General features: G+C 60.3%; 14 protein-coding genes. 8 read left to right on the top strand and 6 right to left on the bottom strand.

Going from position 1 to position 15,555, the window contains the following annotated elements; translation table 11 throughout:
- Positions 1-6: 6 nt before the first annotated feature.
- From FDQ92_RS08405 to FDQ92_RS08385, 5 genes are all read left to right on the top strand, one after another.
- The gene (locus FDQ92_RS08405; protein WP_137424147.1) at positions 7-1,119 is read left to right on the top strand and encodes a murein hydrolase activator EnvC family protein; all 1,113 of its coding nucleotides are present in this window, start codon (positions 7-9) and stop codon (positions 1,117-1,119) included.
- Positions 1,120-1,129: 10 nt separating this feature from the next.
- On the top strand, positions 1,130-2,449 hold the full coding sequence (locus FDQ92_RS08400) for a S41 family peptidase (RefSeq protein ID WP_211341221.1): 1,320 nt from the start codon (positions 1,130-1,132) through the stop codon (positions 2,447-2,449).
- Between the two features lie 19 nt (positions 2,450-2,468).
- Positions 2,469-3,548: a divergent polysaccharide deacetylase family protein gene (locus FDQ92_RS08395; RefSeq protein WP_170180255.1), complete on the top strand. Its 1,080-nt coding sequence runs from the start codon at positions 2,469-2,471 to the stop codon at positions 3,546-3,548.
- 96 nt (positions 3,549-3,644) lie between these two features.
- Complete coding sequence (locus FDQ92_RS08390; RefSeq protein WP_137424144.1) at positions 3,645-3,914, top strand: DUF1573 domain-containing protein; 270 nt, start codon at positions 3,645-3,647, stop codon at positions 3,912-3,914.
- A gap of 9 nt (positions 3,915-3,923) precedes the next feature.
- A complete protein-coding gene (locus FDQ92_RS08385; RefSeq protein WP_137424143.1) occupies positions 3,924-4,691 on the top strand; it encodes a DUF1573 domain-containing protein in 768 nt (255 codons plus the stop codon).
- 103 nt (positions 4,692-4,794) lie between these two features.
- Here the strand turns inward: FDQ92_RS08385 and ahbD are convergent, their stop codons facing one another.
- The 4 genes from ahbD to FDQ92_RS08365 are packed head-to-tail and all read right to left on the bottom strand — an operon-like array spanning position 4,795 to position 9,949.
- Positions 4,795-5,928, bottom strand: coding sequence for a heme b synthase (gene ahbD / locus FDQ92_RS08380; RefSeq protein ID WP_137425773.1), 1,134 nt, complete (start codon positions 5,926-5,928; stop codon positions 4,795-4,797).
- Positions 5,929-5,947: 19 nt separating this feature from the next.
- Complete coding sequence (gene hemB, locus FDQ92_RS08375; protein ID WP_137424142.1) at positions 5,948-6,925, bottom strand: porphobilinogen synthase; 978 nt, start codon at positions 6,923-6,925, stop codon at positions 5,948-5,950.
- Positions 6,926-6,959: 34 nt separating this feature from the next.
- Positions 6,960-8,144 (bottom strand): 12,18-didecarboxysiroheme deacetylase, encoded by a 1,185-nt coding sequence (ahbC, locus tag FDQ92_RS08370; RefSeq protein ID WP_137424141.1) that lies wholly within the window; start codon positions 8,142-8,144, stop codon positions 6,960-6,962.
- A gap of 17 nt (positions 8,145-8,161) precedes the next feature.
- Positions 8,162-9,949 carry an AAA family ATPase gene (locus FDQ92_RS08365; protein WP_137424140.1) on the bottom strand — a complete coding sequence of 596 codons (1,788 nt, stop codon included), beginning with the start codon at positions 9,947-9,949 and terminating at the stop codon, positions 8,162-8,164.
- 441 nt (positions 9,950-10,390) lie between these two features.
- On the opposite strand from FDQ92_RS08365, the gene leuS reads away from it, so the two are divergent.
- From leuS to holA, 3 genes are read left to right on the top strand one after another with little or no spacing between them, the layout of a single operon-like run.
- Entirely contained in the window at positions 10,391-12,883 is a 2,493-nt protein-coding gene (gene leuS, locus FDQ92_RS08360; protein WP_137424139.1) for a leucine--tRNA ligase, read from the top strand.
- Between the two features lie 27 nt (positions 12,884-12,910).
- Positions 12,911-13,444, top strand: coding sequence for an LPS assembly lipoprotein LptE (gene lptE, locus FDQ92_RS08355; protein WP_137424138.1), 534 nt, complete (start codon positions 12,911-12,913; stop codon positions 13,442-13,444).
- A 47-nt stretch (positions 13,445-13,491) separates the two neighbouring features.
- The gene (gene holA, locus FDQ92_RS08350; RefSeq protein WP_170180254.1) at positions 13,492-14,448 is read left to right on the top strand and encodes a DNA polymerase III subunit delta; all 957 of its coding nucleotides are present in this window, start codon (positions 13,492-13,494) and stop codon (positions 14,446-14,448) included.
- Between the two features lie 61 nt (positions 14,449-14,509).
- Here the strand turns inward: holA and rpsT are convergent, their stop codons facing one another.
- Positions 14,510-14,788 carry a 30S ribosomal protein S20 gene (rpsT, locus tag FDQ92_RS08345; RefSeq protein ID WP_137424136.1) on the bottom strand — a complete coding sequence of 93 codons (279 nt, stop codon included), beginning with the start codon at positions 14,786-14,788 and terminating at the stop codon, positions 14,510-14,512.
- A gap of 160 nt (positions 14,789-14,948) precedes the next feature.
- Positions 14,949-15,419, bottom strand: a complete 471-nt coding sequence (gene greA / locus FDQ92_RS08340) for a transcription elongation factor GreA (protein WP_137424135.1) — start codon at positions 15,417-15,419, stop codon at positions 14,949-14,951.
- Between the last annotated feature and the right edge of the window lie 136 nt (positions 15,420-15,555).

Here is a 15,555-nt window from a genome sequence, read left to right as displayed (position 1 = left end):
ACGATCATGACGAAGCGGATGACCGACTCCCTCGTGGTGACTCTGATCGCTCTCCTCGCGTGGGTTTGCACGGTACCTGCCGGACGGGCCGCCCGACCCGAGGGTCCGGCGGAGCTCGCTTCGGGGGCCGATGGACGGCGGGAACGGATTCTCGATCAACTGGAGACCCTGGAAGCAAAAATGACTCGGGTCGCTTCAAAACTGGAGGAAGCAGCCAGGGAACGTGAAGCGCTCGAAGAGCGCCGGCAGGACCTGGAGGAACGCCTCGAGCAGTCCCGGATCGCCCTTCAGGCGTTGCGGGAGAAACTGGAATCCCGCCTGGTGGCGCTCTACAAGTTCAGTGGAATGGGCTACCTGTTTCCCCTGCTGACGGCGGGCGACCTGGAGTCGGGGATCCATGCCGTCAAGGCGATGGGTGAGCTGCTGAAAAGCGATAAGGTTCTGTTCGCCGCGCTCAACGCGGAACAGACGTCCCTGGAAGCGCTCCGGAGGGAACTTGAAGAAAAGGAAAGAAGCCGTGCCGCTGTCCAGTCGCGGCTGGAGGAGAAGAAGGCGGTCCTGGAAGAGCTCAGAAACGAAAAGATACAGCTCTTGGTATGCCTTCAGGAAGAACCCCGCCTGAAGGCTGGAGAGCCCGGCGGCGCCGTTTTCGGCGAGCGGAAGAGCCGTGCCGCCGATCCAGAGGCCGACCCCGTCCCGTTTTCGCAGCGGCGCGGCCAACTCCCCCTTCCCGCCTCCGGACAGGTGTTCACCGGGAAAGAAGGAAAAAAAGATTCTCCATATTATTCAATTTTATATAATAATGGCATTATCCTTCGGGCCCCGGCGGGAGAACCCGTGAAGGCGATTCATCCCGGGGTGGTGGTGTTTGCGGGGTGGTTCAAGGGTTACGGAAACCTGATGATCATCGACCATGGCCAGCATTATTACAGCTTGATGGCTCATCTGGACCGCCTGCGCAAAAAGGCGGGAGATCGAGTCGGGGAGTCGGAAGTGGTGGGGGTGGTGGGTGAGACGGGAAGTATCGACGGGCCTAAGCTGTACTTCGAGATTCGACACGGCGGCCGGCCTGTTGATGTGCGGGACTGGGTGAATCTGGGAAAAGTAGCCAAACGGTGAGGACCTGAGCATGCTTAAACGAAAGAAGAAGTTACTGGTTCTGGCCATCAGCATCGCGATTTTGGCCTTCGGGTGGGTGTCCTTCCAGGCGGCGAAGGCCACCGCCGACGAAAAGACGGTATACGAACGCCTGAAACTTTTCAGCGATGTGATGAACCTGATCCAGGATCATTACGTGGAGGAAGTCGCCAGCGAGAAGCTGGTGTACGGGGCGATCAGCGGTATGCTGAGGGAACTCGATGCGCATTCGTCCTTTCTGCGGCCCGAAGATTACAAAGAGCTTCAGATCGAGACCAAAGGGAAATTCGGGGGGATCGGCATAGAGATCACTTTGCGGAACGGAGTCCTGACGGTGGTCGCGCCGCTCGAGGATACGCCGGCGGACCGGGCGGGCATCCAGGCCAACGACCAGATCATCAAGATCGATGGCACCCCCACCCAGGAGATGACCCTCATGGAAGCCGTTCAGAAGATGCGCGGCCCCAAGGGGACGAAAGTCCAGCTGACCATCCTTCGGGAAGGGGAACGCAAACCGTTGGAGTTCGAGCTGACACGGGACATCATTTCGGTTCAAAGCGTACGCAGCCAGGAGATCGAAAAAGGGATCGGGTACGTGCGGATTTCCAGTTTTCAGAGCGGTACGAGCCGGGACCTGGCCAGGGAGCTGGATCGACTGGAAAAGGGCAGCGGGCCCCTTCAGGGTCTTGTGCTCGATCTCAGGAACAATCCGGGCGGCCTGCTGGATCAGGCCGTGGCGGTGGCCGACGAGTTTCTTGATTCGGGCTTGATCGTTTACACCGGGGGCCGCCGCGAGAGCCAGCAGATGAAGTTTGAAGCGCAGAAGAACGGAACGCCTCGTCCCTACCCGATGGTGGTTCTTGTCAACGGCGGCAGTGCCAGCGCATCCGAGATCGTGGCGGGGGCGCTCCAAGACCATAAACGAGCCGTCATCCTGGGCGAGGACACCTTTGGAAAAGGTTCGGTCCAGACCGTCATTCCGCTCAATGACGGTTCCGCGGTACGGCTCACCACCGCCGTCTACTACACGCCGAGCGGTCGATCCATTCAGGCCAAAGGCATTGAACCCGACATCCTGGTGAAGCGGGAGCTTCCGGTTGCTTCCGGCGCTGCGGAAGAGCCGGACCACCGGGTGCGGGAGAAGGATTTGCCGCGGCACATGGAAGCCCCGGAGGGCGAGGAACCCGTAGCGAACGAGGATGAAGGGGAGGTGGAGCAACCGACGCGGATCCTCGAAAAGGATAACCAGCTCCGGCGCGCTGTCGACTTGCTCAAGGGCTACAAGATCATGGCGCAGATGCAGTTTCAGTAGCAGAATCGTGGAAGCGCGGATGCCGAAGAAGGAGAAGACGACGACAAAGCGCAAGGCCGGGAAGAAACGGAACCCGGCCTTGCTGCCGTTGTTCACGGTTTGGTTCCTGGCGGTGGTGGTCCTGGCCAGCCTGATTTACTGGGGCGGACCCTCGTCGCAAAACGCCACCGGGACGCGTAAATCCGGCCCGGTTTCCGAAGCCGCGTCCAACAGGGCTTCGTCCGAGCCTGCGCGGTCCGTACCGCGAAGTCCGGCCTCCACGGCCAAGGAGACCGTCGGGCCTCCTGCAGCTCAAGGGCCCGGCGCGGAACGCGAACGGACGGAAAGCGAGCTGGCCTTACGACTGAGCCCGCCCGCCGCTCCCCAGCTCGAGCCGGAACCCGAAACCAGGCCGATACCGCTTCCGCCTCAAGGTTTTGCGGCCATCGTGATCGACGATTTCGGCCAAGATATTGACATTGCCAATCAATTTTTGAGCCTTCCCTTCCCCGTCACCTTTTCCGTCCTGCCCCACCTGCGGCACAGCCGGGAAGTGGCGGAACGGGTCCACGCCCGCGGCCGAGAGGTCATAGTGCACATGCCCATGGAACCCCAGGGATTTCCTGAGACGGATCCAGGTCCTGGGGCGCTTCTGCTTTCGATGACCGAAGAACAGGTGGAAGAAACGCTCCAGGCGGCTCTGGACGCCACGCCGTACGCGGTAGGGATGAACAACCACATGGGGTCCCGTTTTACAGAGGATCCGGAAAAGATGCGGATCGTCCTGCGTGAACTTCGCCGACGAGGACTCTTTTTTCTGGACAGCTATACCAGCGCCAAGACGGCCGGGCTGTCTTCCGCACGAGACCTGCAAGTTCCCGCCTTGAGGCGGGATATTTTTCTCGATCATACCCCCACCGAAGCCTTCGTGCGAAAGCAGGTGCAGGCCCTGATTCGCAAGGCGAAGGTGGAGGGGACCGCCGTCGCCATCGGGCATCCTCATGCCGTCACCTTAAAGGTGTTGGCGGAAGAAGCGCCTCGCTTCGAAAAGGAAGGGGTCCAGGTGGTTCCCCTGAGCGTTCTGCTGCGAAAAGTGAACGGAGACGTCGCTTCCGGCTGAAGCGATGTTTGCCGGATTTCCACGGATTCCAGGAGTTGCCCGGCGCGGCGGGCCCCTTCCAATGGTTCGGATTTGTGCGGCAAAGGAGACGTGTCGATGCTGTCGAGTTGGATCGGTTGTTTGGTGTTTTTCGTGACTTGTACGGCGATGCCGGTTCTTGCCGAGGACTCACCGGCCGTTCCAGCGGAGACGAAACCGGCGCAAACGGCTCAGCAACCGGCAGGCGATGCCGCGCCCGCCGTAGTAATCGCCGAACCGGAATACGAGTTCGGCGAAATCGACGAAGGCGGCTGGATCGTTCATGCGTTCAAGGTGAAGAACTCGGGCGATGCGGAGCTCAAGATCCTCAACGTGCGCCCGGGCTGAGGCTGCGCGGTGTCCGATTTCGATCGGGCCGTCCCTCCCGGTGGCGAGGGGGTCATCACTTTGAAGGTCGATCTTCGAGGTTATCACGGGCGGGTGGCCAAAGGGGCCACCGTGTTCACCAACGATCCCAAGAGTCCGCGTCTCGCTCTGCTGATCAAAGGGACGGTAAGGCCCGTCATTGAGGTGAAGCCCGTGCCCAGCGTTGTCTTCCGCGGTGTGGCCAAGGCGCTGACCGAACAGAGTCTGGACCTTATTTCACGCTCCGGGCCGTTTCATATCCAAAAGGTGGAAACGGATCTGGGCGACCGGGTTGAATTCCGCCTTGAAACGGTGACCGAGGGGACTCACTACCGTCTCGTTGTGGCCAATCGAGCTTCGAGCGGAAACTATCAGGGGATGCTCACCTGCTTCACCGACCATCCCCAAAAACCTAAGATCCAGGTCCGGGTGACGGGCGTGATCGAGGGGGTCATCGGCATCCGGCCCACCAATGTGCTGGTTGGACGGTTGAACGCTCAGAGTCCCCCCCGATCGGGGAGCATCCTTATCGTAAACAACGAGGACAGGCCGTTTCGCATCACCCAACTGACCTTCGACGACCGGCTGCTTTCCATCCGGCAGCAACCTTTGCCGGAAGGCCAGGGTTATACACTACAGGTGGAACCCAAACTCGAACACGTCCCCAAGGGCACGCAGCAGCATGCCACGCTTACGCTGGCGACGGATGCGGAACCCGACCGTAGACACCAGATCGACGTGTTCGTGGTGAACCGCTGACGGTATATGGAACGCAGGGCGTTCCAGGGGTGAAGGCCGCCGCCTTCGAAGTCCCTTGTCATAACAAGGTGGTGCAGGAGGCGAGGCCGAATTCTTCCGCATTTTACTTTGAAGGGCAAGACGCGGTTCGACCGCGGGGTTCATACAGGCAAAGAGGTTCTTCGGCCAGGTAGTTTCCCGTGGCCTCGTAGGCTCGAGCTCGACACCCGCCGCAGACCCGGATATATTCACAGCGCCCGCACTTTCCCTCGTAGTTTCGAAAATCCCGCAATCGCTGAAACACCTCCGAGTTTTCCCAGATGTCCCGGAACGGCCTCCGCCGGATGTTTCCACAGTCGAGCTCCAAGTAGCCGCAGGGCTGGACCGTACCCACATGGGAAAGGAAGCAGAAACCGGTCCCCGCGAGGCAGCCCCGGGTCACGGCGTCGAGCCCGAAGGTCTGCATATCCACCGGGCGTCCTTCCTCGCGGGCCCGCTGCCTGAGGATGCGGTAGTAGTGCGGTGCGCAGGTGGCCTTCAATTGAAGGGGGACGCGCTCGCGCTGTTCGTAGAACCAGTGGAGGGTTTCCTCGTACTGGCGGGCGTTGATCACCTGTTCTTCCAGGTTCTTTCCGCGACCGGTCGGCACCAGCAAGAAAATGTGGTGAGCGACGGCTCCGAGCGACACCACCAGTTCCTGGATGGCGGGCAGTTCATGCAGATTCTGTGCGGTGATGGTGGTGTTGACCTGAAACGGGAGGCCGCTTTCCCGGGCGCAACGGATGCCTTGAATGGCTCCGTCGAACGCTCCGGGCATGCCGCGGAAAGCGTCGTGGGATGCGGCGGTGGCGCCGTCCAGGCTGATACTGATCCGCTGGATGCCTGTTTCGACCATGCGGCGGGCATTTTCCGGGCTCACCAGTGTGCCGTTGGGGGCCATGGTCATACGGAGCCCCAGGCGGGTCCCATAGGCCGCGATATCGAAAATATCCGGGCGCAGGAGCGGTTCCCCGCCGGTCAGAATGACGATGGGTCGCGCGAACCCGGCGATGTCGTCGAGAAACCTGAAGCATTCCTCCGTGGCGAGTTCACCGGGATAAGGGCGGTTCTGAGCGGCGGCACGGCAATGGATGCAAGCAAGGTTGCAGCTCCGGGTCACTTCCCAGGCGACAAGCCGCAGGGAATGATCTGAAGCGGGCGTGTCCGGCGCGTGGCTTTCGAGCGGTCCGGTGCCCGAAGGAAAATCCGAGGCCTGTATCGTCAATGATCTCTTCCTCTCACGCCTCACGCAGGAGCCTTGCGGCGTCTTTGGCGAAATAGGTGATGATGAGGTCCGCACCGGCCCGGCGGATGGACAGAAGCATTTCCATCATGACGGGCTCCTCGTTCAACCAGCCCATGGAAGCCGCCGCCTTGACCATGGCGTATTCGCCGCTCACGTTGTAGGCGGCCACCGGCCAATCGAACTCTTCCTTGACGCGCCGGATGATGTCGAGGTAGGGCAAAGCGGGCTTCACCATCACCATGTCGGCCCCTTCCTCGATGTCCATGGCGGTTTCGCGGAGGGCTTCGTCGGAATTGGCGGGATCCATCTGGTAGGTGCGCCGGTCGCCGAACTGGGGGGCGGAATCGGCAGCCTCCCGGAACGGGCCATAGAAGGCGGAACAGTATTTGGCCGAATAAGCAAGAATGCCTACGTTTTCCATCCCATTGTCGTCCAGAACGCCCCTTATGGCGCCCACACGGCCGTCCATCATGTCCGATGGAGCCACTACGTCCGCACCGGCCCTGGCGTGCGACAGGGCTACGGCGGACAGCGCTTCCAGGGTGGCGTCGTTGTCCACTTCGCGGCCCCGCAGGATGCCGCAGTGACCGTGGCTTGTGTATTCGCAGAGGCACACGTCGGTGATCACGACCAGCTCCGGGTGATGTTCTTTGATGCGGCGGGTGGCTGTCTGAACGGGGCCATGTGCGGCCGATGCCTGGCTCCCTATTTCGTCCTTCGTTTCGGGCAGTCCGAAGAGAAGCACAGCCGGGATGCCGAGTGCGGCAGCCGAGTCCACTTCCTTGAGGAGTTCGTCCACCGACAGCTGGAAGACTCCGGGCATGGACGCCACGGGGTTTCGGAGCCCCTCACCGGCCGAAACGAACAGCGGATACACCAGCCGATCCACGGTAAGCGTGGTCTCGCGGATCATGCGTCGGAGGTTTTCGGTTCGGCGAAACCGTCGAGGGCGATAATCGGGAAACATCATGGTCGTGGACTCCTCTTGCCGGAAGCGTTTGCAATCACTGGAGACCGATTTCTTCATCGGTGAGGTAGCATGCCGGATCGGGCGCCCACACATCTCCGGTCGCCGCTTCGGCTCGCACGCGGAAGTTGCCGGCACAGATATCGAGCCAGCGGCACCGGGCGCACCGCCCCTTGATGTAGCGTTTCTTCTCTTTAAGCCGTGCCATCAGGGGGTCCGAGAGATCCGTCCAGATTTCGCTGAAGGGCCGCTCCCGGATATTGCCAAAGGCGTGGTGCCGCCAGAACTGATCGGCGTGGACCGTCCCGTCCCAGCTCACACACCCGATGCCGCGTCCTGAACTGTTTCCTTCGTTCATCTTGAGCAGTTCCAGGACTTCGGCGGCGCGCGGCGAACCTTCTCTGAGGAGCCGCAAATAGAGGTAGGGGCCGTCCGCGTGATTGTCCACGGTGAGCACTTCTTTGGGCTTGCCGCGGCGGTGGAGGTCCGCTGTTCGATCGATGATCAGGTCCACCGCACGGCGGGTTTCTTCGTGGGACAGGTCCTCTTTCATCAGGGCGCTTCCGCGCCCGGCGTACACCAGGTGATAGAAGCAGACGCGGGGAATGTCCCGTTCCTCCAGGAGGTCGAAGATCGCCGGAATTTCCGCGGCGTTCAACCGGTTCATGGTGAACCGAAGCCCCACCTTGATTTCGGCTTCCGCGCAGGCGGCGATGCCATCGAGAGCGCGGCGGAAGGAACCGGGAACGCCTCGGAATCTGTCGTTGACGTCTTCCATGCCGTCCAGGCTGATCCCCACGTAGGAGAGGCCGACGGTTTTGAGTTGTTTTGCGAGTGTCGGCGTGATGAGCGTGCCGTTGGTGGAGATAACCGCGCGCATACCGCGATCCACGGCGTAAGCGGCCAGTTCGAGCAAGTCCGGCCGCACGAAGGGTTCCCCGCCCGAAAACAGGACCACCGGGACTCCGAAGCGGGCGAGATCATCCAGAAGGGCCTTGCCTTCGGCGGTGGTCAGTTCGTCGGGAAAGTCGCGATCGGCGGCGTGAGCGTAACAGTGGACGCATTTCAGGTTGCATCGCCGGGTCACGTTCCAGACCACCACCGGCTTCTTGTCTTCCGAAAACTGAAGAAGGTGAGAAGGAAGCCTGCCGCTCTTTCGTCCATACCGGAGTGCATCGGACGGTTCCACCGTACCGCAGTAGAGCTTGGAAATGCCGATCATCGGGGAGGTGTCCTCGTTCAGAGTTCCTTTTGCATGTCGGGAGTCTTGAGGGGATGCCGACGGTAGGTTTCCCGGATCAGTTCATCCAGGTATACGCCAGGATCTTCCACGGCCGCTTCGGGGAGTATGAATTGAGTCTGCCCGCTTCGGTCGGCCACCAGATTGAACCCGTAGTCGTAGTCGCGGGAGATACGCCGGCAGATTTCAGAAGCCGACAGACCCTGCTCGATCGCCTTGCGGATGATCGCACTGATCGCCTGATCGTCAAAGTGAATTCTGAAGCCGTGCTGTTCGTGAAAGTCGTCTTCGAACACCTTCACCTGGTTGTACAGAAGGATGAATTCGTCGAACAGGGCTTCGATGGTGATACCCGTGCGCAGATGTTCGTCCAGGAGAAGTTCGAGGCGGTCGGGGCTGAATACGAACGGATACTTTTGGATGTAAGACTTCTTTCGCCTCATCACCTGGTCACGGGCCGATTCCTTTTCCTCGCCGACGAGGCGCTCGTAGCGGTGGAGGCGATCCGGGTCTTCCGGGTTCAAAAGGATGAACTCCAGTTCTTCGCGCGCACGCCGCACCACCTCTTCCGTGACGGTGAGGTAGCGCACCGATGAAGACGGCAGGCGTTTTTCAAAGGGGAGGAGAACCCGTTCGATGACACTCACTAGTCCTCTTGCCCCCGTCTTCTCTCGGTGAGCCATTTCGGCGATGAGCCGCAGCGCGGTGTCGTCGAACTTCAGGTCGATGCCGTAGGAACGGAAATCCTCCTTCTTGCCCAGAATAACGGGATTGTTGGGGTTTCGAAGAATGTCGTAGAGGTCGTCCTCTGTGAGCGGTTCCAACACGGCGACGACGGGAAGCCGGCCCACGAATTCACTCTCGAACCCGTAGGCGATCAGGTCCTCCGCTTTCACGCTCTTCAGGTACCTGTAATCGTTTTCGCGGCTTTGGACATTCGCACCGAAACCCACGCCCTGGCTTTCCACCCGCCGCTTCACGATGGAAGCCAGATCACCGAAGGCGCCGCTCACAATGAAAAGGATGTTCCGCGTATTGATGGTCTGTTTTTCCCGTTTGCCGGTCTTACGGTAGTGCTCGATGGCCTGGATCTGGGAGATGGGATCGTGGGGCACCCGCAGGTCCACTTCGGTTTCTTCCAGAGGTTTCAGGAGTGCGCGCTGGACGCCCGTCCGGGAGACGTCAGGGCCGACCAGGTTACGGCTGGAAGCGATCTTGTCGATTTCATCGATGAAGACGATTCCGTACTGGGCCAGCTGAATGTCATCGTCCGCTTCCTTCACCAGGTCGCGAATCAGGTCTTCGACGTCACCTCCCACGTAGCCGGTTTCACTGAACTTGGTGGCGTCCCCCTTGACGAAGGGGACGCCCAGTTTCTGAGCGATGAGCTTGACCAGGTAGGTCTTTCCCACGCCGGTCGGGCCGATGAGGACGATGTTGTTCTTGATCCGCCCGATCGTCTGGTCCGTGGCGGCCCGCCCCCGCTGCTGCTGCCAGCGGATCCGGTTGTAGTGCGTACAGATCTTGGTCGCCAGAACGGCCTTGGCGTCTTCCTGCTTGACCACGTACTGGTCCAAGTACGTTTCCAATTCCTCAGGTTTCATGTCGAAACGGATCTTTTCGACACTCGGAGGAGCCCCCGCCCCTCCTTCGTCTTTCTTTTTGGCCTCGGGCATCATCATGGGGGAAACCACCTTGATGGGTCGACCGTACTTCTTGCTGAGGTAATCGCTCAGCTCTTTTTCGATTTCTTCCTGATCCGGAAATTTTTGTAGTTTTTCGATCATTTCTTTCCTTCGCCGGTGGCCTGAACGTCTGTCGCTGTAAACGTTGTTAGTCTAAACACTTCCCCCCGGCTTTTCAAGGCAGCTTGTGCCGCGCAAAAAACGGTCGAAACGCCGAACGTCCGATGGATGCTAAAGCCAAGGGGAACTTCGACCCGGGGTAACGCCCGGCTTTCCGCGACTCACCGGCATGACGGCTGAGTTCAGCCCTGAGCGCCTGGGGTTCTTTTGGGTGCCCCGGGTTCTCTACTTCCCGCCTCTGCTGCGGCCTGCTTGCCTGCTTGCCTGCCTGCCTGCCGGAATTGGCCGCTGTTGATAAACCGCGGTTCCTGTGCTACAAGTCAGCCGACTTTCGAGCCGTTCTTCGAAGGAACTCGTAGCCTTATACTTTTCGGAGCCCCGCGGCCCGCGGACTTGCGGCAACAGGAAGGAAGAGAGACGCGGATGGAAACCAAGTACGTTCCCAAGGCGATCGAGCCGAAATGGCAGGAATATTGGGAAAGGGAAGAACTCTTCAAGGTACGTGAGAACTCCGACCGCAGGAAATTCTACCTGCTCGAGATGTTCCCCTATCCTTCGGGGCGGATCCACATGGGGCACGTGAGGAACTACACCATCGGGGATGTGGTGGCGCGGTTCCTTTCGATGCGCGGATTCAACGTGCTGCACCCCATGGGCTGGGACGCCTTCGGAATGCCCGCGGAAAATGCCGCCATCAAGGCCGGGATCCACCCCGCCCGCTGGACCTATTCCAATATCGATTACATGCGCCGGCAGTTGAAGCAATTGGGATTTTCCTACGACTGGTCCAGGGAGTTCGCCACCTGCGATCCGTCGTACTACCGTTGGGAACAGCTTTTTTTCGTCAAGATGTACGAACGGGGACTCGCCTACAAGCGAAAGGCCTACGTCAACTGGTGCGAAACGTGCCACACGGTGCTCGCCAACGAACAGGTGGAAGACGGAGCGTGCTGGCGCTGTGAACAGCCCGTGGTCCAGAAGGAAATGGAACAGTGGTTTTTCAAGATCACGGACTTCGTGGAAGAGCTGCTTGAACACCTGGATCGACTTCCGGGGTGGCCCGAACGGGTGCTCACCATGCAGCGCAACTGGATCGGCAAGAGCTACGGAAGTCTTCTCAGGTTCCAAGTGGAGGAAGGCGGGCCTTCCATCGAGGTCTTTACCACGCGGGCGGACACGCTGTTCGGGGCGACCTTCATGAGCCTTGCCCCTGAGCACCCCATGGTGCCTTCGCTCTGCCGAGGTAAGCCCCAGGAGCAGGCTGTAGTGGAGTTCGTCGAGCGCGCCAAGCGGGCCAAGCGGGGCGAGCGGGATGCCGGGCTCCTGGAAAAGGAAGGCGTCTTTACGGGAAGCTGCTGCATCAATCCGGTGACCGGCGACCGCATGCCCATCTACGTGGCCAATTTCGTACTGATGGAATACGGGACGGGCGCCGTCATGGGAGTTCCGGCTCATGATCAGCGGGACTTTGAGTTTGCCCGCAAGTATAATCTCCCCGTCAGGGTGGTGATTCAGCCCCAGGGGTCGGAGGAAGTGCCGTCACCCGATGAATTGGACCGAGCCTTCGAGGACGACGGGGTCCTGATCGATTCCGGCAGGTACACGGGGTTCACTTCAGAACGGGCCCGGGAGGCCATCACCCGGGACTTGGAGGTTCAAGGCCGCGGGCGGTGGACCGTTCAATACCGGCTTAGGGACTGGGGGATTTCCCGCCAGCGTTACTGGGGGGCTCCCATTCCCATTGTCTACTGCGATCGGTGCGGCGCCGTCCCGGTTCCGGAAAAGGACCTCCCCGTGGTGCTTCCCCTGGATTTGGACATCCTGCCCAATGGAGCGTCGCCGCTTCCTATGAGCGAAGCCTTTGTAAAGACGAACTGCCCGGTCTGCGGCGGACCCGCCCGAAGGGAAACCGACACGATGGACACCTTTGTGGAATCGTCCTGGTACTTCGCCAGGTTTGCCTGCGCCGACCACGAGAGCGGGCCCCTGGATCGGGAGCGGGTCGATTACTGGCTTCCCGTCGATCAGTATATCGGGGGCATCGAGCACGCCGTCCTCCATCTCCTGTATTCCAGGTTCTTCACGAAAGTGCTCCGGGACCTGGGATACCTGGGCGTGGACGAGCCGTTCAGGAATCTGTTGACCCAGGGGATGGTCATCAAAGACGGCGCCAAGATGAGCAAGTCCAAGGGAAACGTGGTGGATCCCGACGATATGATCCGAACGTACGGAGCCGACACGGTGAGGCTTTTCTGTCTTTTCGCCGCTCCCCCTGAAAAGGAGCTGGAATGGAGCGACCAGGGGGTGGAAGGGGCTTCGCGGTTCCTAGGGCGGGTCTGGCGCTTGGTGAGCGAAAACCGGGAGGCGCTGGCTTCCGCGCGGCCCTTCGAAGGCTCGCCGAACGAGCTCACCGGGTGCCTCCTTGAGCTGCACCGCAAGACACACCAGACCATCAAGAAGGTGACCGAAGACATTGAGCAGCGGTATCATTTCAATACGGCCATCGCAGCCATCATGGAACTGGTCAACACGATGTACCAAACGCTGGAGGCGAGTGATCGGGAAAGAGCCTTCTGGCCCGTCCTGCGTGCGGCGGCGGACGCCATGGTGGTGCTGCTTTCGCCCATGGCCCCGCACATCACCGAGGAGATCTGGAGAGCTCTCGGCCGGAGGACGAGCATTTTCAGAGCTTCCTGGCCCGCCTGGGACGAAAACGCCGTTCAGAGCGATCAGGTCCTCGTGGTGGTTCAGGTGAACGGTAAGCTTAGGAGCCGCATCACGCTGTCCGCGGTAGCCGGCGAAGAAGAAATGAAAGCGACGGCGCTCGAAGACCCGAAAGTCAGGAGCTTCATCGAGGGCAAGACGATTCGCAAGGTGATCGTGGTGCCTCAGAAGCTGGTGAATATTGTCGTTTGACGGACCCGCAACGGGAAAGGCGCTTCCATGAAGGTGCCCCTGCAACGAATGGTGTTCGCCATGGTGGTTCTTGCCCTGTGGTTTGCGGTGGTCCCTTCCTGCGGCTATTATTTTGCCGGTGAAGGACCGGGGCCCCGGCCGTCCCTTCGAAAGATCGCCATTCCGGTGTTCGAAAACGCGACGGGGGAACCCGGGCTCGAAAGTATATTGGCGTCGGCGCTCCGGCGGGAGTTTCTGCTGCGAAGTCATATGGAAGTGGTACCGCTGGAACAGGCCGAAGCCGTTTTTTGGGGGCGGGTGAAGAGCCTCGGGACGTCGGACGTCGCTCACCGGGAAGCCGAAGAAACCATCGAAACGCGGATCCACTTGGTGCTCGATATCCGGTGTGAGGATGCAAAAGACGGCACCATTCTTTGGGAAGATCGAAACATGGTTTACTTCGAAGAGTATTTTCATGACCCGGATGCGATGGCGAGTTTTGAGAACCGCCGGCACGCCCTGGAAATCGTGGCGCGGGAGCTGGCCGTACGGATCCACGATCGTTTCCTCAGCCGTTTCTGACCATGAACGCCTTTCAATTCTACCGGCACCTGAAGGAATCGACCCCGGTGCCGGTGTATTTGTTCAAGAGTGATTCCGATTTTCTCGTTGACGAGGCGTGGCGGCGGCTTGTCCGTTCGGTTGTCCCCGAGGGGGCACGGCGTTTTAACGGTGAAAGGCTGGATGCTTCTCAGGTTTCAGCGGCCCAGGTGGTGGAAAGGCTCCGCACGCTCGCCATGTTCGGGTCGAAACGCCTGGTGATGGTCGACCGCCCGGATCAGTGGAACAAGGCGCAGCAGGAGGCCGTCGCCGCCTACACGTCCCGCCCGAACCCCCGGGCGTGCCTGGTCTTGGCTGTTCCCCTGAAAAAGACCCCCAAGATACTGGAGACGGCCGTGGGTGCCGCCGGCCTGGTGGTGGAATTTTCGGCGCCCGGCGAAAAGCAGGCGCCGCGATGGATTCAGCAGCGCGCGCAGGCGTTGGGGAAGGTACTGACCGCTCCAGCGGCGGAACTTCTGGTTCAGAAGGTGGGTCCCGATCTTCCGGCATTGCAGGCGGAGCTGGAAAAGTTGGCGCTTTACGCGGGTGAGAGAACCGAGATCGATGCTGAGGACGTGGACCGTGTGGTGGGGCAGAACCGGTCGGTTACGGTCTTTGAAATGGTTCGCGCGGCTGGTTCTCGAAAACCGCGGGAGGCGCTTCTGGCGCTTCACCGGCTGCTGGAGGAAGGAGAGCCTCCGCTGGCCGTTCTGGCTATACTGGCCCGGGAAGTACGCATCCTGTGGGGGATCAAGGACGGGTTGGGGCTGGGCCTGGCCCCTCAGGAAATCGCCCAGCGGCTCCAGGTGCCTCTCTTCGTGGTGTCCCGGCAGCAGCGTTCCTCGGAGTCTTTCAGCGACGACGAGCTGGCCGACGTCCACCGCAGGCTTCAGGATCTGGACTACGCATTGAAAAGCTCCCAGGTCGATCCAGTAAAGGCCCTGGAATCCATTGTTTACCGTCTATCCACGAAAAAGGGCCCGTGAAGGCTTCACGGACCCAGGCATTCCGCTCCACAAGGGCTCTCGCGGAGGATCCCCCTCCGCCTCAGGCCGATTCGGCCGCCTTCAGCGCATTCACGCGGCGGGTAAGCCGTGAAATTTTGCGTGATGCGGTGTTCCGGTGAATGACGCCCTTGGATGCCGTCTTGGCAATGATGGAGATGGTCTCGTTCAACTTCTCGGCGGCCAGCTCCCGGTCCCTGGCGTCGATGGCCTCTTCCAGGGCTTTGATGGCTGTCTTCATCCGCGACTTTCGCGCCCGATTGCGCTGACGCCGTTCTTCGCTCTGGCGCACACGCTTGACGGCTGACTTGTGATTGGCCAAGACAGATCCTCCTCGCTTCGTTCAACAGCTTCGGCCGCGCCGGCCGGTTCCGTTCCCTTGATCGGCTTCGCAGCAAGCCTTGCTTTTAGGTGGAAGGTCTCAGGATGTCAAGCAAAATATCCTGAAATCAGCGCCTTTCCGATGCCGCGGCGTTCGCGGTTCACGGCCGGACCTCAAGGATCTCCAGGGTGCGCAACCCCCTCGGCGTTTTCACCTTGACTTCATCGCCCACTTCCTTGCTGATCAATGCCTTGCCGATGGGGGACGAAACCGACAGGGTGCCGGACTGGATGTCCGCTTCGTAGGGACCGACCAGCCGATACGAAAGGGTTTCGCCGGAATCGAGGTCTTCGAGGACCACGGTTCGGCCGAACATGACCCTGCCGTCGCCGTCCCCGTCGGGTTGGATGATTTCGGAATTGGCCAGTCGCTCCTGTAGATCCTTGATGCGGCCTTCGATCAGGGCCTGTTTCTCTTTGGCGGCCTCGTATTCCGCATTTTCGGAAAGATCTCCGTGGCCTCGGGCTTCTTCGATGGCCTGGATCACGGCCGGCCGTTCTTCCTTTTGAAGCCGTTGCAGCTCTTGCAGAAGGCGTTCGTAGCCTTCGCGGGTTATGGGGACCCTTTGCATTCCTGTTCCTCCCGTCGCGATCAATTTCAGGTTCCTTTATTAACATTCCGGTCTGCTGTCAAGCAACATGAACGGATGGCGGGCGGTGACATTTTCTTTCCCGCAGCGGCGAGATTCGTGTTAGATAAGTTCGATT

The sequence above is a fragment of the Desulfoglaeba alkanexedens ALDC genome (assembly GCF_005377625.1).
In the GTDB taxonomy this organism is placed as follows: Bacteria; Desulfobacterota; Syntrophobacteria; order Syntrophobacterales; family DSM-9756; genus Desulfoglaeba; species Desulfoglaeba alkanexedens.
Note: the sequence above shows the minus strand (reverse complement) of the source record. Positions and strands in the feature narration are given on the sequence as shown.

Coding starts and splice junctions, on each gene's coding strand:
- FDQ92_RS08405 (WP_137424147.1), top strand. CDS start 7: ATGACGAAGCGGATGACCGACTCCCTCGTGGTGACTCTGATCGCTCTC.
- FDQ92_RS08400 (WP_211341221.1), top strand. CDS start 1,130: ATGCTTAAACGAAAGAAGAAGTTACTGGTTCTGGCCATCAGCATCGCG.
- FDQ92_RS08395 (WP_170180255.1), top strand. CDS start 2,469: ATGCCGAAGAAGGAGAAGACGACGACAAAGCGCAAGGCCGGGAAGAAA.
- FDQ92_RS08390 (WP_137424144.1), top strand. CDS start 3,645: ATGCTGTCGAGTTGGATCGGTTGTTTGGTGTTTTTCGTGACTTGTACG.
- hemB (WP_137424142.1), bottom strand. CDS start 6,925: ATGATGTTTCCCGATTATCGCCCTCGACGGTTTCGCCGAACCGAAAAC.
- ahbC (WP_137424141.1), bottom strand. CDS start 8,144: ATGATCGGCATTTCCAAGCTCTACTGCGGTACGGTGGAACCGTCCGAT.
- FDQ92_RS08365 (WP_137424140.1), bottom strand. CDS start 9,949: ATGATCGAAAAACTACAAAAATTTCCGGATCAGGAAGAAATCGAAAAA.
- leuS (WP_137424139.1), top strand. CDS start 10,391: ATGGAAACCAAGTACGTTCCCAAGGCGATCGAGCCGAAATGGCAGGAA.
- lptE (WP_137424138.1), top strand. CDS start 12,911: ATGAAGGTGCCCCTGCAACGAATGGTGTTCGCCATGGTGGTTCTTGCC.
- greA (WP_137424135.1), bottom strand. CDS start 15,419: ATGCAAAGGGTCCCCATAACCCGCGAAGGCTACGAACGCCTTCTGCAA.